This is a genomic window from Microbacterium sp. UNCCL10 (assembly GCF_000746195.1).
In the GTDB taxonomy this organism is placed as follows: Bacteria; Actinomycetota; Actinomycetes; order Actinomycetales; family Microbacteriaceae; genus Microbacterium; species Microbacterium saccharophilum.
Genome location: NZ_JQKT01000007.1, coordinates 734,269 through 752,232, shown reverse-complemented (window position 1 = coordinate 752,232; position 17,964 = coordinate 734,269). Strand labels below are relative to the sequence as shown.

The 17,964-nt window shown below is 72.5% G+C and carries 16 protein-coding genes and 1 tRNA gene; 7 read left to right on the top strand and 10 right to left on the bottom strand.

Going from position 1 to position 17,964, the window contains the following annotated elements:
- Positions 1 to 6: 6 nt before the first annotated feature.
- Positions 7 to 1,167, bottom strand: a complete 1,161-nt coding sequence (locus BR85_RS03745; protein WP_028495316.1) for a TadA family conjugal transfer-associated ATPase — start codon at positions 1,165 to 1,167, stop codon at positions 7 to 9.
- 93 nt (positions 1,168 to 1,260) lie between these two features.
- Between BR85_RS03745 and BR85_RS03740 the strand changes: the two genes are divergently transcribed.
- The 3 genes from BR85_RS03740 to BR85_RS03730 all read left to right on the top strand — a co-directional run bounded on the left by BR85_RS03740 (position 1,261) and on the right by BR85_RS03730 (position 3,061).
- Complete coding sequence (locus BR85_RS03740; RefSeq protein WP_028495315.1) at positions 1,261 to 2,094, top strand: formate/nitrite transporter family protein; 834 nt, start codon at positions 1,261 to 1,263, stop codon at positions 2,092 to 2,094.
- Between the two features lie 24 nt (positions 2,095 to 2,118).
- Positions 2,119 to 2,200: transfer RNA gene (locus BR85_RS03735), tRNA-Leu, on the top strand.
- A 60-nt stretch (positions 2,201 to 2,260) separates the two neighbouring features.
- Positions 2,261 to 3,061 (top strand): DedA family protein, encoded by an 801-nt coding sequence (locus BR85_RS03730; protein ID WP_028495314.1) that lies wholly within the window; start codon positions 2,261 to 2,263, stop codon positions 3,059 to 3,061.
- Between the two features lies 1 nt (position 3,062).
- Here BR85_RS03730 and ku read toward each other — a convergent pair whose 3' ends face one another.
- The gene (gene ku, locus BR85_RS03725; protein ID WP_028495313.1) at positions 3,063 to 4,022 is read right to left on the bottom strand and encodes a non-homologous end joining protein Ku; all 960 of its coding nucleotides are present in this window, start codon (positions 4,020 to 4,022) and stop codon (positions 3,063 to 3,065) included.
- A 60-nt stretch (positions 4,023 to 4,082) separates the two neighbouring features.
- Here ku and BR85_RS03720 point away from each other — a divergent pair, with 60 nt between their 5' ends.
- Positions 4,083 to 6,524 (top strand): ATP-dependent DNA ligase, encoded by a 2,442-nt coding sequence (locus BR85_RS03720; RefSeq protein ID WP_028495312.1) that lies wholly within the window; start codon positions 4,083 to 4,085, stop codon positions 6,522 to 6,524.
- A gap of 31 nt (positions 6,525 to 6,555) precedes the next feature.
- On the opposite strand, the gene BR85_RS03715 is transcribed toward BR85_RS03720, so the two are convergent.
- From BR85_RS03715 to murI, 5 genes are all read right to left on the bottom strand, one after another.
- A complete protein-coding gene (locus tag BR85_RS03715; protein WP_028495311.1) occupies positions 6,556 to 8,025 on the bottom strand; it encodes an HNH endonuclease signature motif containing protein in 1,470 nt (489 codons plus the stop codon).
- Between the two features lie 124 nt (positions 8,026 to 8,149).
- Complete coding sequence (locus BR85_RS03710) at positions 8,150 to 9,061, bottom strand: cation diffusion facilitator family transporter (protein ID WP_028495310.1); 912 nt, start codon at positions 9,059 to 9,061, stop codon at positions 8,150 to 8,152.
- Positions 9,062 to 9,165: 104 nt separating this feature from the next.
- Positions 9,166 to 9,783, bottom strand: a complete 618-nt coding sequence (rdgB, locus tag BR85_RS03705) for an RdgB/HAM1 family non-canonical purine NTP pyrophosphatase (protein ID WP_028495309.1) — start codon at positions 9,781 to 9,783, stop codon at positions 9,166 to 9,168.
- Positions 9,780 to 10,523 carry a ribonuclease PH gene (rph, locus tag BR85_RS03700; protein ID WP_028495308.1) on the bottom strand — a complete coding sequence of 248 codons (744 nt, stop codon included), beginning with the start codon at positions 10,521 to 10,523 and terminating at the stop codon, positions 9,780 to 9,782. The genes rdgB and rph overlap by 4 nt, the downstream gene beginning before the upstream one ends.
- Before the next feature lie 9 nt (positions 10,524 to 10,532).
- On the bottom strand, positions 10,533 to 11,360 hold the full coding sequence (gene murI / locus BR85_RS03695) for a glutamate racemase (protein ID WP_028495307.1): 828 nt from the start codon (positions 11,358 to 11,360) through the stop codon (positions 10,533 to 10,535).
- A 38-nt stretch (positions 11,361 to 11,398) separates the two neighbouring features.
- On the opposite strand from murI, the gene BR85_RS03690 reads away from it, so the two are divergent.
- Positions 11,399 to 12,739, top strand: coding sequence for a nicotinate phosphoribosyltransferase (locus tag BR85_RS03690; RefSeq protein ID WP_028495306.1), 1,341 nt, complete (start codon positions 11,399 to 11,401; stop codon positions 12,737 to 12,739).
- A 4-nt stretch (positions 12,740 to 12,743) separates the two neighbouring features.
- Here BR85_RS03690 and BR85_RS03685 read toward each other — a convergent pair whose 3' ends face one another.
- From BR85_RS03685 to BR85_RS15835, 3 genes are read right to left on the bottom strand one after another with little or no spacing between them, the layout of a single operon-like run.
- The gene (locus BR85_RS03685; RefSeq protein ID WP_028495305.1) at positions 12,744 to 13,010 is read right to left on the bottom strand and encodes a DUF3039 domain-containing protein; all 267 of its coding nucleotides are present in this window, start codon (positions 13,008 to 13,010) and stop codon (positions 12,744 to 12,746) included.
- A gap of 39 nt (positions 13,011 to 13,049) precedes the next feature.
- Complete coding sequence (locus BR85_RS03680; protein ID WP_028495304.1) at positions 13,050 to 14,606, bottom strand: hypothetical protein; 1,557 nt, start codon at positions 14,604 to 14,606, stop codon at positions 13,050 to 13,052.
- A complete protein-coding gene (locus BR85_RS15835; protein ID WP_028495303.1) occupies positions 14,582 to 15,991 on the bottom strand; it encodes an ABC transporter ATP-binding protein in 1,410 nt (469 codons plus the stop codon). Before BR85_RS15835 ends, BR85_RS03680 begins: the two co-directional genes overlap by 25 nt.
- A 195-nt stretch (positions 15,992 to 16,186) precedes the next feature.
- Between BR85_RS15835 and BR85_RS03670 the strand changes: the two genes are divergently transcribed.
- Both BR85_RS03670 and BR85_RS03665 read left to right on the top strand, forming a co-directional pair.
- A complete protein-coding gene (locus tag BR85_RS03670) occupies positions 16,187 to 16,879 on the top strand; it encodes a phosphocholine cytidylyltransferase family protein (RefSeq protein WP_028495302.1) in 693 nt (230 codons plus the stop codon).
- Between the two features lie 53 nt (positions 16,880 to 16,932).
- On the top strand, positions 16,933 to 17,859 hold the full coding sequence (locus BR85_RS03665) for a hypothetical protein (RefSeq protein WP_231478561.1): 927 nt from the start codon (positions 16,933 to 16,935) through the stop codon (positions 17,857 to 17,859).
- Positions 17,860 to 17,964 lie beyond the last annotated feature (105 nt).

Below are 17,964 nucleotides of genomic sequence, written 5' to 3'. Positions count from 1 at the left end.
GCGCCGTCATGCCCAGGCCCAGACGGTCTCGGTCTCGGCGACCCCGTCGGCGACGCGGCCGGTGGGGGCGACGACCTCGGAGACGAAACGCCGGCCGTCGGCGGCACGCGCGCAGTGCACCACGAGGTGCACGGAGGAGGCGATCGCCGGCACGACGAAGCCGGCGTCGATGTTCCGCCCCGCGAGCAGCGGCAGGGCGGCGAGCTTGCGCAGCGCCTCCCCGGCGGAGTTGGCGTGCAGCGTCGCGGCGCCCGGCACGCCGGTGTTGAGCGCGAGGAGCAGGTCGAGCGCCTCGGCGTCGCGGACCTCCCCGACCACGAGCCGGTCCGGTCGCATCCGGAGCGCCTCCTTCACGAGGCGACGGAGCGTCACCTCCCCGGTCCCCTCGAGGCTCGGCTGGCGTCCCTGCATCGCGACGATGTCGGGGGCGCGCACGGCCAGCTCGAACGTCTCCTCGACCGTGACGATGCGGTGGTGGGCGGGGCATGCCGCGATGAGCGCGCCGAGGAGCGTCGTCTTCCCCGCCGCCGTCGCCCCCGACACGAGCACGGTGCGGCCGTCCGCCATCGCGGTCCGCAGCAGGTCGGCGATCTCCGGCGGCATGGAGCCGATCGCGACGAGGTCGTCGAGCCCGCGGTAGGCGGGGAGGAACTTCCGGATGTTGACGGCCCAGTGCCGCCGGGTGATGTCGGGGATGACGACGTGCAGCCGGGAGCCGTCGGGCAGGGACGCGTCGACGAACGGCTGGCTGAGGTCGACGCGCCGGCCGGTGGCGTGCAGCATCCGCTCGACGAGATCGCGGACGGCGTCGTCGGTCAGGACGACGGGGGCGCGTTCGCTGCGACCGGCCCGTGCGACGTACACGCGGTCCGGCGCGTTGATCCACACCTCCTCGACGCCCGGGTCATCGAGGAGCGCCTGCAGCGGGCCGTATCCCGCGACGCTCGCGAGCACGTCGCGGACGCAGGCCGCTTCGTCGTCGATGAGCTCGCCGCCGCGCCCGAGCGCATAGTCGTTGTGCCGCCGCACCTCGGCGCGCACGATCAGGGCAGCCCGGTCCGGCTCCCGCGCCGGATCGACCTGCTCGGCGCGCAGGCGCTCGCGCACGCGCTCGGCGACGGTCCGGGTCGCCGGCGCGACGTTCGGAGACAGCGACGCCAGGCTCACCCGAGGCATCCTGACAAGCCCTGGGCACGCCCGAGCAAGTTATCCACATCTTCCGGTGCTTGCTTTGTGGTCCGACCACAGCGACAATGGAGTGTGCTCACCGTTCCGCAGACTCTGACGGCGCAGGCCGATGCCGCGATCCACAAGACCGAGGGCCTGCGCGCTCCCGTGCGCTTCCTCGTCTCGGGGATGCTCGCCGGCGCCTACGTGGGCGTGGCCGTCGTCCTGATGGTCAGCGCTGCGGGGCCCTTCGCCGCCGCGGGCGAACCCGCCGTCAAGCTCGTGAGCGGCCTCGTCTTCGGGGTCGCGCTCACGCTCGTCGTCTTCGCGGGCGCGGAGCTCGTGACGTCCGCGATGATGATCCTCGCCCAGGGAACGCTCATGCGGGCGGTCCGCCCCCTCCCTGCCCTCGGGGCGCTGCTGTTCACCTTCGGCGCGAACATCCTGGGTTCGGCGGTCTTCGGCGGTCTCGTCGTCGCCTCCGGCGTCCTGCACTCCAACGCCGCCGCGGGCGAGATGATCCAGGACCTCCTGGCCGCGAAGGCGACCGAATCGCCCGCCGAGCTGTTCGTCCGCGGCATCCTCTGCAACATCCTCGTGTGCCTCGCGATCTGGATGTGCAACCGCCTCACCACCGACGGACCGAAGCTCGCCGTCATTTTCTGGGCGCTGCTCGCCTTCATCGCCTCCGGCTTCGAGCACGTCGTCGCGAACATGACGACGTACTCCATCGGCCTCTTCGGCGGCTACGAGCATGCGACGTGGGGGCTCTTCGGCGGGAACCTGCTCTGGGTCGGTCTCGGCAACCTCATCGGCGGCGCCGTATTCATCGGCGCCGCGTACTGGTTCGTCGGCGGTTCGCCGCGCTGGGACCGTCAGCTCGATCAGGCGCTCCCCCGCCCCGACGACGCCGCCGTCGAGGCCTGACGCGCTCGCTAGACTGAGGCTTCCGCGGGAGTGGTGAAATCGGCAGACACGCAGGATTTAGGTTCCTGTGCCTTCGGGCGTGTGGGTTCAAGTCCCACCTTCCGCACGAGCCGGTTAGGCTGGAATCTGCTGACCGCCGACCGCACGCACGACCGACGGGACCCCTGTGCACTCCATCGCTCTCATCCCCTGGCTCGACCCCGAACTGATCATCACGACGGCGGGCCCCTGGGCCCTCGTCGTCGTGTGCTTCATCGTCTTCGCCGAGACCGGTCTGCTGATCGGATTCCTCCTGCCGGGCGACACGCTGCTCGTCATCTCCGGTCTGCTCTCGCACCCGCAGGACTACGCCCCCAACGGCGTCTTCGGCATCAGCGTCTGGTGGGTGGCGCTGCTCATCGGACTCGCGGCGTTCGTCGGCGGTGAAGTCGGGTTCTTCATCGGCCACAAGGGCGGCCCGGCGATCTTCGAGCGCAAGGAGTCCGGCCTGTTCAGCCGGAAGAACGTCGAGCGCACCAACGCGTTCTTCGAGCGGTACGGCGGGCTGACGATCATCCTGGCCCGCTTCGTGCCCATCGTCCGCACGTTCGCGCCGGTCGCGGCCGGTGTCGGGCACATGCACAAGGGCAAGTACACGCTGTACAACCTCATCGGTGCGGTCCTCTGGGGCTTCGGCCTCACGATGTTCGGCTACCTCATCGGGTTCATTCCGCCGGTGGCATGGTTCGTGTCGGAGTACATCGACCTCATCCTGCTGGCCGCCGTCGGCGGCACGGCGCTGATCACGGTCTGGCACTACTTCTCCGAGCGGTACAAGGCCCGCAAGGCCGCCGCCGCCGGCGAGGACGTCGTCGTCGACCACGACGAGGCCGAGGCGCTGGTCCTCGACCCCGAGGTCTTCGACAAGGAGCCGGAGTTCGGCCGGCACGACGGCGACGGCACCGAGCCGCCCCGCGCGCAGGTCTGACTCAGGACGCCTTCTTCGTCGCCTTCTTCGCAGGCGTCTTCGCCGTGCTCTTCTTGGCGGGGGCCTTCGCCGCGCTCTTCTCCGCGGTCTTGTCGGCGGATTTCGCGGCCGGCTTCTTCGCCGCCGGCTTCGGGTCCTCCGCCGCCGCAGGCTTCGCGGTGCTCTCCCCGCGCGCCGCGCGGCTGCGCTCCACGCTCGCTCGGAGGGCCGCCATGAGGTCGATCACCTCGCCACCCGTGTCGGCCTCTTCGCGGTCGCCGAAGGTCTCCGACGTGTCCAGCGCGTCGCCCTGCTCGAGCTTCGCCTCGATCAGGGTCCGCAGCTCCTTCTGATACTCGTCGACGAATTCGTCGGGATCGAAGTCGCTCGAGAAGCTCTCCACGAGGGATGCCGACAGCTCGAGCTCCTTCTCGGAGATCTTCACCGGCGCGTCGAGCCCTGGGAATGCGGCCTCGCGCACCTCATCCGCCCAGAGCAGCGTCTGCAGCACCAGCACGTCGCCGCGGACGCGCAGGGCCGCGAGCCGCGTCTTCTGCCGCAGCGAGAAGCGCACGACGGCGGTGCGGTCGGTCTGCTCGAGCGTCTTCCGCAGCAGCACGTAGGCCTTCGGCGATGCGGAATCCGGTTCGAGGTAGTACGCACGGTCGAGGGTGAGCAGGTCGATCTGCTCGCTCGGCACGAACTCCACCACCTCGATCTCCCGGCTGCGCTCGGAGGGCAGGGAGGCGAGGTCGTCGGAGGTCAGGACGACCGTGCGCTCCCCGTCGTCGTAGGCCTTGTCGATCTCGGCGTACGGCACGACCTCGCCGTCGATCTCGCAGATCCGCTGGTACCGGATGCGCCCTCCGTCGGCCGCGTGCACCTGGTGCAGCGACACGTCGTGGTCTTCGGTGGCGGAGTAGACCTTGACCGGCACGTTGACGAGGCCGAAGGTCAGGGCACCCTTCCAGATCGCTCTCATTCCCCCAGTACACACCGCGTGGACCGATTCGGGCCAGAGGTTGCGCACTAGCCTTTCGTCATGGCAGGTGAGGGACAGCTCGTGCGCGTCGGCGACCGCCGCCTGCGACTGACGAACCTCGACAAGGTGCTCTACCCCGACACCGGGACGACCAAGGGCGAGGTCATCGACTACGTCACCCGCATCGCCCCCCTGCTGATCCCGCACGTGAGCGGCCGCCCCGTGACGCGGAAGCGCTGGCCCGAGGGGGTCGACGCGCCCCCGTTCTTCGCGAAGGACCTCGAGCCCGGCGCGCCGGCCTGGATCCCCCGGCATCCCATCGACCACTCGACAGGGGCGAAGGACTACCCGCTCGTCGAGGACGTGCCGACCCTCGTCTACCTCGCGCAGGTCGCGAGCCTCGAGCTGCACGTGCCGCAATGGCGGTTCGACGCGCACGGCGCCCGGCGCAACCCCGACCGGATCGTGCTGGACCTCGACCCCGGCCCCGGCGTCGGGCTCGCTGAGTGTGCGGAGGTGGCGCGCTGGTCGCGGGAGATCCTCACCGGGATGGGCCTCGACCCCTTCCCCGTGACGAGCGGCAGCAAGGGCATCCACCTCTACGCGCACCTGGACGGGACGCGGACGAGCGACGAGATCTCCGCGTTCGCGAAGGAGCTGGCCCGGCTCCTGGAGGCCGATCACCCCGACCTCGTCGTGTCGCAGATGTCCAAGAGCGCCCGGCCCGGCAAGGTGTTCCTGGACTGGAGCCAGAACAACGGGTCGAAGACGACGATCGCGCCGTACTCGCTGCGCGGCCGGGACCACCCGATGGTCGCCGCGCCCCGGTCGTGGGAGGAGCTGGCAGACCCCGGCCTCCGGCATCTCCGCTTCGATGAGATGCTCGAGCGCACGGACGAGGTCGGCGACCTCCTCGCGCCTCTCGCTCCGGTGGCCGCCTCGGCGGCCTCGGCCGGGTCGACCGGGAGCCTCGCCTCGTACATCGCCAAGCGCGACGCGGCACGCACGCCCGAGCCGGTCCCGGCCTCCCCCGCTCCGGGCGGCGACCCCGGCCCAGGCGCGGCGCGGTTCGTCATCCAGGAGCATCACGCGAGCCGGCTGCACTGGGACCTGCGTCTGGAGCGGGACGGCGTGCTCGTCAGCTGGGCCGTGCCGCGCGGCATCCCGGTCACGACGGAGAAGAACAACCTCGCGGTCATGACCGAGCCGCATCCGCTCAGCTACCTCGACTTCTCCGGCGAGATCCCGAAGGGCGAGTACGGCGCCGGCACGATGACGATCTGGGACCGCGGCGTCTACGACGCGGAGAAGTGGCGCGACGACGAGGTGATCTTCACCGCCGCGGGCGCCGAGGGCGGGCCGCTCGGCACCGTGCGGCTCGCGCTCATCCGCACGCAGGGCGCGGGCGAGAAGTCGCAGTGGCTGCTGCACCGCATGAAGGATGCCGCGCCTGCGGCGCCCGTGGCTGCCGCGGTGCCTGTGGCTGCGGCGGTGCCCGGGCGCGCACGGCCCCGGTCGCGCGGCGCCGCCCCGGACGCGGCACCCATGCTCGCGACGCCGTCCACCCCTACCCGGGCGGCGCAGGCCGCGCGGCGCTGGGGTGAGCCGTGGGTGGAGTTCAAGTGGGACGGCATCCGCGCGATCGGCGTGTGGGACGGGGAGCGCCTGCGGATGCGGGCGCGCAGCGGCACCGACATCACGGCCCGCTACCCCGAGCTGACCGGCGTCGACGTCGGTCTCGGGCCCGGGCCTGCGGTCGTCGACGGCGAGGTCGTCGCGTACGACGAGCGCGGGCGACCGAGCTTCCATCGGCTGCAGAGCCGCATGCACCTGACGAGGCCGCGGGAAATCGAGCGCGAGGCGCGTCGAACCCCCGTCACGTACGTCCTGTTCGACGTGCTGTCGGTGGGCGGGCTGGATGTCATGGACCGGCCCCTCACCGAACGCCGCGCTCTGCTCGAGGACCTCGTCGCGGGCGCCGATGCGGCCGTCGTCGTCCCGCCGGTGGCCGACGACCTCGACGCGGCGCTCGCGACGGCGACGGCGCTGGAGCTGGAGGGGGTCGTCGTGAAGGATCCGCGGTCGCGCTACCGTCCGGGGACCCGGTCGGAGGAGTGGCTCAAGGTGAAGCTGACCCGCACGCAGGACGTCGTGATCGGCGCGATCCGCCCCGGGAAGGGCGGCCGCACGGGCACCATCGGGTCGCTGCTGCTCGGGATCCCCGGCCCGGACGGCCTGCAGTACGTCGGCCGGGTGGGCTCCGGATTCAGCGAGGCCACGCTGCGGCTGCTGGAGTCGCAGCTTCAGCCGCTGCGGACCGACGAGAACCCGATGGTCGGCGTCCCGCGGGCGGACGCGTCGGACGCCCTGTGGGTGCGCCCGGAACTCGTCGCCGAGGTCGAGTTCGCCGAGTTCACCCCGGGCGGCACACTGCGTCACGCGCGGTGGCGCGGACTGCGCCCCGACGTGCGTCCCGAGGACGTGGTGCGGGAGGACGTCTGAGGCCCCGATCCGACGCGAGCACGCCCACCGATCAGAACGGGGGCGGATCGTGCTCGACGGAGACACCCTCCGGCACGAAGCGGACGGTCGCCGGCGGCCGGTCGCGATACCGGCGCCCCGTCGGCGCGATCCACTCGATGACCCCGCCGGAGAGCTGCCGCAGCCGCCAGGCGGTGGCGTGCTTGTCGGTGTGGTGCCGGCGGCAGAACAAGGCGAGATTGCCGACGGCGGTCGCGCCGCCGCGCGCGGCGTCCACCGTATGGTCGAGGTCGCAGCGGTGCGCCGCCCGCCGGCATCCAGGCGTCCGGCACCGCTCGTCGCGCACGGCGTGGTATCTCCGCAGCTCCGCGGAGGGCCGGTAGCGATCCACGGCGAGGACGGCGCCGGTATGCGGGTCGGTGAAGACGCGATCCCAGCCGGGCGCCGCGAAGGCCAGTCGCCGGGCGAGCTCCGGATCGATGGGGCCGTACCCCGCGAGCAGAGCGGGTGCACTCCCGACGCCGGCGAGCGTCAACGCCGGCACCGTGAGGTGGATGCGCGCGGCGATCGCGCCCAGGTCGGTGCCGTGCGCGATCGGCGATCCGCCGAGCAGCAGGTCGGCGAGGACGTCGGCGCGCGCCTGGTCCATGGTGCGCGGGTCGGCCCCGTTCCCGCCCTGGGCCAGGCGTTCGCGGCGGATCCCGGGCCCAGTGCGAAGGCAGGCGGGCGCGGCGACGTCGGCGCTCTCTGCGCCCGCCGGGTCGGCAGCGCCCGCCGGATCCGCTGCGCCCGCCGGATCCGCTGCGCCCGCCGGGCCGGCTGCGCCCGCCGGATCGCCCTCCCCGCCCTGCTGAGGTGCGAGCACCGCGCGGGCCATCTCGGTGAGGCGGTCGCGGATGCCATAGGCGAGCGGGGCGGGCAGGTCGGCGATGAGCCGCGCCATCCCCTCGTCGAGGTCGTAGACGCGCACCGACCGGTCATCGGCGGCGCGCGTCAGCCGGTCCTGGAAGGTGTCGGGGTCGACGGCGGCGGCCAGCGCCCGGACGACGGGGACGAGCCGTCCCGGCGATTCGGTCTCGGCGGCCGCAAGGGCGAGATCCTCGTAGCGGGCGAGCCGGTCGGGGTCGCCGATCGCCACCCCGGCCCGCACGATGGCCCAGGCGTGCGCTGCATCGATGCGGCCCTCCTCCCAGGCTGCGAGGGTCCGCGGCAGCCGTCCGACAAGGATCGCCGCGTCGCTCATCCGCCCCTGGACGGTGCGGTCGCTGGCCCGCATGGCCATGCCGAGTTCGAGCGCCACCTCGCGGAGCGGGAGGTCGGCCTGCGATCGTCCCTGCGCGCGGGACTCGGCCGTCCGGGCGATCACGAGTTCGGTCGCGTCGGCGAGGAGCCGCGCCTCCGCGGCCTGCAGCGCCGCCACGCGGCGTCGCGTGTCGATCAGGGTCGACACCAGCGCGTCCAGCGCCGGCCAGCCGAGCGCGTCACCGACCGCGTCCTGGACCGGATCCTCTTCGTGCCCCATGGCGACCTCCCGCGAGCGTCGCTCGCGTCAGCGGCTCCCGCGGATGGGCACGTGCGGGATGTTCTGTCTCCAGAGTAGGGACCCCCTCCGACATCGGGATCGACACCCGGATCGCCAGCGCGCCTCACGTGTGCGCGTCGTGGTCCTCGTGTCCCGCCGGCTCGAGCTGGAACGTCGAGTGCTCCACGTCGAAGTGATCGGCGAGGCAGGTCTGCAGGCGCGTCAGCAGCTCGCCGGAGCGCCCCTCCGCCATGACGTACGGCGCGACGACGACGTGCGCCGTGAACACCGGCGCCCCGCGCGTCAGCTGCCACACGTGCACATCGTGCGCGTCGACGACGCCGGGGGTGCCGAGGAGGTGCGAGCGGATGAGCGCCGGGTCGGTGTCCTTGGGGGCGCGCTCCCCCAGCACCTCGAACACCTCGCGCAGCAGCACGACGGCCCGCGGCAGGATCATCGCCGCGATGACGAGCGACGCGAGCGCGTCCGCCGGCATCCACCCCGTCAGGGCGATCACGATCGCCGCGACGATGACGACGGCCGAACCGATCAGGTCGCCGAGCACCTCGAGGTAGGCACCGCGCACGTTGATGCTGCGGCGCTGGGCCGCGCTCAGCAGGTACATCGAGACGCCGTTCGCGACGAGGCCCACGGCGGCCACGATCAGCATGAGACCGCCGTCGACGACCGCGTCGTCCGCCCGCACGAGCCGGCCGACCGCCTCGACGACGATCCACGCGCACAGGACGATGAGGATGACGGCGTTCGCGAGCGCGCCGAACACCTCGGCGCGCTGGAACCCGTAGGTGTGCCGGTCGTTCGCCGGGCGCGCCGCGATGACGCTCGCGATGAGCGCGATGACGAGCGCGGAGCTGTCGGTGAACATGTGCGCCGCGTCGGCCAGCAGCGCCAGCGACCCGGTGAGCACGGCGCCGGCGATCTGCACGATCATGACGGTCGCGGTGAGCGCGAGCGACATGGCGAGGAGCCGCTGATTGCTCGCCCCGCGGATGCCGTTCGGCGCGTGGTCGTGCATGCTCCGAGGCTATGCCCGCGGCGCACTCCGCGAGCGCATTGCGCGCCAGTCGGGAATGAGTCCGGTTCTCACCTGGGGCGCGCCGCCCGCGAGGCCGCCGGCGCCTAGGACAGCTCGGTCAGCAGGGGCGTGAGCGCGGCGAACGCGCGGGCGCGATGCGAAACCGCGTTCTTCTCCTCCGCCGACCACTGCGCGACGGTGCGCTCCGGCGCCTCCTGCCCGTCCGGGATGAAGACCGGGTCGTAGCCGAACCCGCCCTCACCGGCCGGCGCCGTCGCGAGCCGGCCCGGCCAGATGCCTTCGACGACCTGCTCCGACTCGCCGTGGACGATCGCGATCGTGGAGACGAACTGCGCGGTGCGGTTCGGGTCGGCGATGTCGGACAGCTGGTCCAGCAGCAGCTCGAGGTTCGCCATCGCATCCTTCCGGTGCCCCGCCCAGTAGGCGGAGAACGGCCCGGGAGCCCCGCCGAGCGCGTCCACGCAGATGCCGGAGTCGTCGGCGAGGGCGGGTAGGCCGGTGTGCGCCGCCGCCGCGCGCGCCTTGATGAGCGCGTTCTGCGCGAACGTCACGCCGTCCTCGACGGGCTCCGGGCCGTCGTAGCCGATGACCTCCAGGTCGGGCCGCGTCGCGGCGACGATCGCCTGGAACTCGGCGACCTTGTGCAGGTTGTGCGTCGCCAGGACGATCTGGCGTCCCGCCGTGGCATCCAGCAGCGTCACGCCGCGTCCACCGCAAGGGCCGCGGTCTGCGCATCACGCAGCGTCGCGCAGCCGGCGACCCCGAGCTCGAGCAGCGCGTCGAGTTCGCGCTTGTCGAAGGGCGCGCCCTCCGCGGTGCCCTGCACCTCGACGAACAGGCCGCGGCCGGTGACGACGACGTTCATGTCGGTCTCGGCGCGCACGTCCTCGACGTAGGCGAGGTCGAGCATGGGCTCGCCGTCGATGATCCCGACGGAGACGGCGGCGACCGAGTCGATGAGCGCCTTGGCGTTCTTGCCGACGAAGCCCTTCGCGCGGCCCCACTCGATCGCGTCGGCCAGGGCGACGTACGCTCCCGTGATCGCCGCGGTGCGCGTGCCGCCGTCGGCCTGCAGCACATCGCAGTCGATCACGATCGTGTTCTCGCCGAGCGCCTTCGTGTCGACGACGGCGCGGAGGGCCCGGCCGATGAGGCGGGAGATCTCGTGCGTGCGGCCCCCGATGCGGCCCTTGACCGCCTCCCGGTCGTTGCGGGAGTTCGTCGCGCGCGGGAGCATCGCGTACTCGGCGGTGACCCAGCCCTTGCCCTTGCCGGTGAGCCAGCGCGGGACGCCGTTCGTGAACGACGCCGTGCACAGCACCTTCGTCCCGCCGAACGAGATGAGCGCCGAGCCCTCCGCGTGCGCGCTCCAGCCGCGTTCGATCGTGACGGGGCGGAGGTCGTCGACGGCGCGGCCGTCGGCGCGGGTGATCTCGGTCATGTTGTCCTCTCAGGCCCGGGCGGGCGGCAGGTCGATGGCGCCGGTCTGCACGAGGCGGACGGCGGACACCTCGCGCCCCATCAGGCGGTGCGCGAGGCTCAGGAAGTCGTCGGCGGAGTCGCCGGTGGCCTCGTAGACGTGGGTGGGGACGGCCGTGGGGCTCGCGAGCAGGTCGCGGGAGACGAGCTGGCGGTAGACGTCCTTCGCCGTCTCGGTGTCGCTGGCGACGAGCGAGACGTCGGGGCCCATGACATAGCTGATCGCGCCCTCGAGGAACGGGTAGTGCGTGCAGCCGAGGACGAGCGTGTCGACGCCGGCGTGGCGCAGCGGCGCGAGGTACTCCTCCGCGACGGCGAGCACCTCCGGCGAGCCGGTGACACCGGCTTCGACGAACTCGACGAACCGGGGGCAGGCCTGCGCGAAGACGGTGAGGGTCTGATCGACCCCCAGCATGTCCTGGTACACCCCCGAGCCGATCGTCCCGGCGGTGCCGATGACGCCGATGCGGCGGTTGCGGGTCGTGGAGACGGCGGTGCGGACGGCGGGCCCGATGACCTCGACGACCGGCACGTCGTAGCGCTCCCGCGCATCGCGCAGCATCGCGGCGGATGCTGTGTTGCAGGCGATGACGAGCATCTTCACGCCCTCGTCGACGAGCGTGTCGAGCACCTCGAGCGAGTAGCGGCGCACGTCGGCGATGGGCTTCGGACCGTACGGCGAGTGGGCCGTGTCGCCGATGTACAGCACCGATTCGCTCGGCAGGAGCTGGGAGACGGCGCGAGCCACCGTGAGCCCGCCGACACCGGAGTCGAAGATCCCGATCGGCGCGTCATCCACGATCGTCCACCCTACCCGTCCTCGGTAGAGTGACCGGCATGAGCGTCGACGGCTTCGAGAGCACGGCCCTGTTCACCGACCGCTACGAGCTGACGATGATCGACGCGGCGCTCCGCGACGGCACGGCGCAGCGCCGGTGCGTCTTCGAGCTCTTCGGCCGCCGCCTGCCCGGTGCGCGCCGCTTCGGCGTCGTCGCCGGCACGGGACGGCTGCTGGAGATGCTCCGCGACTTCCGCTTCGGCGACGACGAGCTGCGGTACCTGCGCGACAACCACGTCGTGGATGCCGAGACCCTGGCCTTCCTGGAGGGCTACCGGTTCACCGGGACGGTCACGGGCTACCGGGAGGGCGAGCTCTACTTCCCGGGCTCCCCGGTCCTCACGGTCGAGGGAACCTTCGCCGAGGCCGTGGTCCTGGAGACCCTGGCCCTGAGCGTCCTGAACCACGACTCGGCGGTCGCGAACGCGGCGACGCGCATGAGCATCGCGGCCGGCGACCGTCCGCTGGCGGAGATGGGCTCGCGGCGCGCGGCCGAGCACTCCGCCGTCGCGGCGGCCCGCGCCGCCTACATCGCCGGGTTCGGCGCCACCAGCAACCTCGAGGCCGGGCGGCTGTGGGGCATCCCGACGATGGGCACGGCCGCCCACGCCTGGACGCTCCTGCACGACACCGAGGAGGAGGCGTTCCGCAGCCAGATCGAGGCGTTCGGCCTGGACACGACCCTGCTCATCGACACGTACGGCATCGAGGAGGGCGTCGCCACGGCGATCCGCGTCGCCGGGCCGGGCCTCGGCGGGGTCCGCATCGACTCCGGCGATCTGCCGACGGTGGCCGCCGAGGTCCGCGCGCAGCTGGACGCGCTCGGCGCGACCGGTACGAAGATCACCGTGACGAGCGACCTCGACGAGTTCGCCATCGCCGCCCTCGCGGCATCCCCCGTCGACGCCTACGGCGTCGGCACGTCCGTCGTGACGGGCTCCGGCGCCCCGACGGCGGGCATGGTCTACAAGCTCGTCGCCCGGCAGGATGCCGCCGGCGGGTGGGTGTCGGTGGCGAAGGCGTCGAGCGACAAGGCGTCCAAGGGCGGCCGCAAGGCCGCGTTCCGGACCCTCGAGCACGGCACCGCGACCCGCGAGCTCATCGTTGTCTCGGACGGCTTCGAGGAGGTGCAGACGGCGGCGGATCAGCCCGACGCGCGCGCCCTCCAGGTGACGCTCGTCGAGGGCGGCGAGGTGGATGCCGGCGCGCTCGGCCCCGCGGGCGTGCAGACGGCCCGTGCGCACCACCTGCGGGCGCGGGAGGAGTTGCCCGTGCGGGCGCTCGCGCTCAGCCGGTCCGACCCGGCGATCCCCACGGTCTTCGTCGACGTCGAGGGCTGAGCCCTCAGGCCATCATCGAGTCGTAGATCTCCTTGCACGTCGGGCAGACCGGGAACTTCTCCGGATCGCGGCCCGGCGTCCACTTCTTCCCGCACAGGGCGCGGACCGGCTTGCCGGTGAGCGCCGACTCGAGGATCTTGTCCTTCTTGACGTAGTGCGAGAAGCGCTCGTGATCGCCCGGCTCGAAATGCTCCTCCTTGAGGAGTTCCTCGAGCTCACGGTCGAGGGTCGCAAGACCCCCCTGGTCGGGGCTGTCGAGAGGCGTACTCATGCCTGCGAGTGTAGCCGGGGCGGGTCGCGGCCGGGGCCGTCAGACCGACTCCGCGAACTCCATGAGGCGTCCGCTGCCGCGGTCGAAGATCCAGCCGCCGAGGAGGATCCCGGCCGTCAGGACGAAGACGCCGACCCCCACCCCGGCCCACAGCGCGGTCTGCGCGTGCGTCGGGTCATCGGTGAGTGCGAGCCACGCGAACCACAGCGCCGGGGCGCTCAGGATCATCGCTCCGACGAGCACGAGGCCCTGCGCGAGCCCGCCGCCGGTGCGCTGCGGCTGCTGGAACGGACTGTCGCCCGGGCTGGAGACCGGGTAGGGCGCCGCGGCCGACGAGATCGACGACAGCCCCAGGCCGCAGAGGAAGAGGCTCGTGCACACGCCGACCATCGCCGGCAGGATCTCGGGGTTCCCGTGCAGCCGGACCGAGAGCAGGATGGCGACCGCGAGGAGCGGCACCGCGACGAGGCTGACCGGGACGAGCCGTCCGACGCGGTCGGCGGCGCCGCGGACGGCCCCGGCGAGATGCATCCACAGCGCCGAGGAGTCGTAGGCGAGGTCGTTGTGGGCCAGCCAGCCGAAGAAGAGGGCCATGAGCGGCACCGGCACGAGCGCCACGACCTCGACCGGCACGCCCACGAGGAGCAGCGGGACGACCGTGATGAGCGCGGCGATCGGCACCACCACGACGTTGACGATGTACCGCGCATCGCGGGACCAGTAGGTGAGGCTCCGGGCGGCCACGGCTCCGGCAGGAGTGCCGGGCAGGAAGGCGAACCAGCCGAGACCGCCTCGCACGCGGGTCGACCGCGGTCGCGGCGTCGTCGTCAGCAGATGCCGGACGAGCCAGAACCACAGCCCCGCGAGCACGAGGGCCGTGACGGCGGCGACGGCGAGCGGCGCGAGGTGCGCGTCATCGACCGCGAGTGCGGGGACGGCGGGGGCCGCCCCGAAGGGCGTGACGGCGAGGATGTCGACGGCGCGCTCCACCGGGGCGGGCACCCGTCCGCGCCACTGCCGCGAGGCGAGGTACCCGACGATCGGGACGACGACCACGAGCACCGCGACGAGGAAGAGACCGGTGAGCTCGCGGGAACGCCGGGGGCGCAGCACCAGCCCCGCGAGCGCCGCCGACACCTTGCCGAACAGGACGCAGATCACCCCGCCGAGGACGACGGCGAGGATGCCGGTGCCCGCGGGGACGCCGTGCGCGTTCCACAGGACGACGAGGCACGCCCCGAGGGCCGCGAGGGCGAGCACGGGGACGCTGATGAGACTCGCGAGGAGGATCGTGCCGGCGAGGCAGAGCGGATCGGCGCCGAGCACCGCGAAACGGCGCGGGTCGAGGGGATCGGCGAGGCCCGTGACGAGCGGCGCGATCAGGAACCCGAGGGTCACCGCCGCACCCCCGAGCACCGTGACGGCGCGCGCGACGTCATCCGAGGCGCCCCGAAGCGCGAGGATGCCGGCGCACCCGACGGCGACGACGGCCAGGAACGCCGCCGCGCCCAGCACCGTACGGGCCACGTGGCGGGCGTCGCCGCGGAACGCGCCGAGCAGCAGGTCGAATCTCAGCCGGAGAACGTGTGCAGCCATTCGAGGCCCTCCACGTCGCTGAGGCCTCCGGCGAGCTCCACGAAGCGCTGCTCCAGCGTCAGCTCCCCCCGCACCTCCGCGACGGTGCCCTCGGCGAGCACCTGACCGCCGACGATGACGGCGATCCCGGTGCAGACGCGCTCGACGAGCTCCATCCCGTGACTGGAGAGCACGACGGTGCCGCCGTGGTCGACGTACGTCGACAGGATGTCGAGGATGACGGAGCTGGAGAGCGGATCGACGGCTTCGAACGGCTCATCCAGCACGAGCACCCGCGGCGAGTGGATCATGGCGCCGGCGAGCATGACCTTCTTGGTCATGCCGGCGGAGTAGTCCGCCACGGGGCGTCCGAGCGCGTCGGTGAGGTCGAAGGCGCGGGCGAGGTCCGCGGTGCGGCTCGCCACGACCCCGGGCTTGAGCCCGCGGAGCACGCCGTAGTAGTGCAGGAGCTGCCGCCCGGTGAGGCGGTCGAAGGTGCGGAGCCGGTCGGGCAGCACGCCCATCAGCTTCTTGGCCCGCGCGGGATGGCGGGCGAGATCCACGCCGCCGACCTCGATGCGTCCGGCATCGGGGCGGAGGAGCCCGGCGATCATCGAGAGCGTCGTGGTCTTCCCGGCGCCGTTCGGCCCGACGAGACCGTAGAACGTGCCCGGCGGGATCGTGAGGTCGACCGCGTCCACGGCGCGTGTCGCCCCGAACACCTTCGTCACGCCGGCCAGGCGGACGGCTGCCACCATCCCCTCGACCTCCGTCGCCCCCTCCGGGTCGGGTTCGAAGACGAAGGCGTGCTCGGGCTCAGGCTCCGGCTCAGGCTCAGGCTCGGGTTCGGGTTCGGGTTCCGGTTCGGGTTCCGGTTCGGGCTCCGGCACCGGGACGGGCTCGGGCTCTGGTGCGGGTTCCGGCTGTGGTTCCGGCTCCGGCTCCGGTTCGGGAACGGGGAGGACCGGCAGCGGCGGGACGGGCGGGACGATGAGCGGCGGCTCCGCCCGCGCGACGACGGCAACCGGCGCGGGCTCGACCGGCTCCGCCTCGACCGGGGCGGGCTCGACCGGCTCCGCCTCGACCGGGGCGGGCTCGACCGGGGCGGGCTCCGCGACGTCGAACCGCGCCGCGGCGACGGACGCCGGGATCGGCGGCTTGGGGGGCGGCGTGGCGGTGCGGGGCTTCGGCGGGCGCGGCGGCACCGCCTTGACCGGCCGCGCCTGCGCTCCCGCGGCCTTCGCCGCCTTCGCTCCCGGGACCTTCGCCCCCGGCGCCTTCGCAGGCGGCGCCTTCGCGGCCGCCGCGGCGTCCGCGGCCGGGAGCGGCGGCAGCGGCGGCACGACCCCGGAGACGCCGGGAACGGCGTCCCGGTCGTCGTCAGGCAGTGGCAGCGAGGCGGTCACGCGACCCAACCTAGCAAGGCCCCTCAATCCCCGGTCGGGAATGAGCGCGCGGCGTCACAGGCCGCAGGATTGTCACGAATCCACAACGGAGGACCGACTTCCTGCGCCCTCCCAGGTGGCTTCGCTACCATTTGACGAGGCACGAAGGAGTGTCATTTCGTCTAACGGACAGTGAACACCTTTCAGGAGCACCTTTTGACTCTTCAGACCGTCATCCTCGCGGCCGGTATGGGCTCGCGGCTCGGGCGCAGCCTGCCGAAGCCCCTCACCGCGCTGAGCGACGGTCGCTCCATCATGCGCCAGCAGCACGACAACATCCGCGCCGCGTTCGGCTCGGACGCGCGCATCACCGCCGTCGTCGGCTACCGCGCCGAGACGATCGTGGAGGCGTTCCCCGAGGCGGAGTACGTCTACAACGACCGCTACGACGAGACCAACACGTCCAAGAGCCTGCTGCGCGCCCTCAAGGCCACCGGCAAGCACGCCGTCCTCTGGATGAACGGCGACGTCGTCTTCGACCCGCGCGTGCTCGGCCGCGCCGTCGAGTTCATCGAGCGAGACCAGTCCTTCGTCTCCGTCAACACCGCCAAGGTCAGCGACGAAGAGGTCAAGTACACCGTCGACGCGGAGGGCTTCATCCAGGAGCTGTCCAAGACGGTCACGGGCGGCATCGGCGAAGCCGTGGGGATCAACTACATCTCCCGCGCCGACAAGCCGGCTCTCATCGCCCAGCTCGGGCGCGTCGACGACCAGGACTACTTCGAGCGCGGCCTCGAGCTCGCGATCGTCGAGAACGGCCTGCGCCTGGAGCCCATGGACATCTCCGACCTCTACGCCGTCGAGGTCGACTTCGCGGAAGACCTGGAGCGGGCGAACCTCTTCGTCTGATCCCGCCCGTCCTCAGGGGTCGCTCAGCGGCCGCGCTTAGGATCGACGCTGTCATGGCAAAGGTGCACCGGATCCACTCGCTTCCCGCCGACGCCCCGTGGGAGGGCCCGCTCCCCCCGCCCGGGGCCGCGGAGCATCCGTTCGCCGTGCGCGCGCTCGATCGCGTCCTGGCGATCCAGCGTCCCGCCGTCATCGCCCACCTGCGGAGCGTCCGCCTCCGCCACCCGGACGCGACGGCGGCCGAGATCATCCGGATCCTCGAGCGACGCTACCTCGCGACCGTGACGACCGGCGGTGCCGCCGTCGGCGCCACCGCCGTCGTACCGGGCATCGGCACGGGGGTCACCCTCGTGCTCAGCGGCGCGGAGACCGTCGCGTTCCTGGAGGCGACGGCCCTGTACGCGCAGTCGCTCGCCGAGGTGCACGGCATCCACATGACCGATCCGGACCGTGCCCGCGCGCTCGTGCTGACCCTCATGCTCGGCCAGGAGGGCGTCGATCTCGTGTCGCAGCTCGCCCGCCAGGCGATCGGCAAGGGCACCCCGCGGGACAAGTACTGGGGCGAGATCGTCACGAAGTCGCTCCCCCGCGCCGCGATGGCCCCGCTCGTGGATCGTCTGAAGGCCGCGTTCGTGCGGCAGTTCGCCGCCCGCGGCGGGGCATCGTTCTTCGGCAAGGCGCTCCCCTTCGGCATCGGCGCGGCCGTCGGCGGCGCCGGCAACCACGTGCTCGGCCGGCGCGTCCTCGTCAACTCCCGGCGTGCGTTCGGGATCCCCCCGGTCGCGTACCCCGTCGAGCTGGAGCCGAAACCCGGCGCCAGCCGTGTGGAGCACACCGCCCTGTCGGGCGTCCGCCGGGTGGGCGGAGCCATCGCGGCGGCGGGTCGCGGAGCTGCCGACGCCGCGGCGTCGACGTTCACGCGCCGTCGCGGCGGGCGCGTGCTGCCCGCCTCGGACGCCGACGATCTCGCCGACGACTGACCTGTCGCCGACGCGACCTGCGGCGTACGCTCTGCCTCGGTAGATCGATCCGGGGGGACGTCTGGGGGTGTATCACGGCGGGGCCACGGCGCTCCTCTGGGTGAT

Bases quoted from the DNA above. Each gene is read 5' to 3' on its own strand.
- BR85_RS03680 (WP_028495304.1), bottom strand. From the start codon at position 14,606: ATGGCTGCACACGTTCTCCGGCTGAGATTCGACCTGCTGCTCGGCGCG.
- BR85_RS03710 (WP_028495310.1), bottom strand. From the start codon at position 9,061: ATGCACGACCACGCGCCGAACGGCATCCGCGGGGCGAGCAATCAGCGG.
- BR85_RS03715 (WP_028495311.1), bottom strand. From the start codon at position 8,025: ATGGGGCACGAAGAGGATCCGGTCCAGGACGCGGTCGGTGACGCGCTC.
- ku (WP_028495313.1), bottom strand. From the start codon at position 4,022: ATGAGAGCGATCTGGAAGGGTGCCCTGACCTTCGGCCTCGTCAACGTG.
- BR85_RS03665 (WP_231478561.1), top strand. From the start codon at position 16,933: ATGGCAAAGGTGCACCGGATCCACTCGCTTCCCGCCGACGCCCCGTGG.
- BR85_RS03690 (WP_028495306.1), top strand. From the start codon at position 11,399: ATGAGCGTCGACGGCTTCGAGAGCACGGCCCTGTTCACCGACCGCTAC.
- rph (WP_028495308.1), bottom strand. From the start codon at position 10,523: ATGACCGAGATCACCCGCGCCGACGGCCGCGCCGTCGACGACCTCCGC.
- BR85_RS03720 (WP_028495312.1), top strand. From the start codon at position 4,083: ATGGCAGGTGAGGGACAGCTCGTGCGCGTCGGCGACCGCCGCCTGCGA.
- BR85_RS03685 (WP_028495305.1), bottom strand. From the start codon at position 13,010: ATGAGTACGCCTCTCGACAGCCCCGACCAGGGGGGTCTTGCGACCCTC.